Origin of the sequence: Bacteroides caecigallinarum (genome assembly GCF_016902295.1) — a bacterium.
Taxonomy (GTDB): Bacteria; Bacteroidota; Bacteroidia; order Bacteroidales; family Bacteroidaceae; genus Phocaeicola; species Phocaeicola caecigallinarum_A.
The window spans coordinates 1-216 of record NZ_JACJLQ010000249.1; the positions used below are offsets into that span (position 1 = coordinate 1).

At 53.7% G+C, this 216-nt stretch carries 1 rRNA gene; it reads right to left on the reverse strand.

The features are described from left to right. Positions 1 to 216 (reverse strand): 16S ribosomal RNA (locus H6A27_RS15925); the annotation flags it as partial.

A 216-nucleotide genomic window follows, 5' to 3' on the forward strand; every position in this document is an offset into this window, starting at 1 on the left:
CCACATGTTCCTCCGCTTGTGCGGGCCCCCGTCAATTCCTTTGAGTTTCACCGTTGCCGGCGTACTCCCCAGGTGGGATACTTAATGCTTTCGCTTGGCCGCTGACTGTGTATCGCCAACAGCGAGTATCCATCGTTTACCGTGTGGACTACCAGGGTATCTAATCCTGTTTGATACCCACACTTTCGAGCATCAACGTCAGTTACGGTCCAGCAG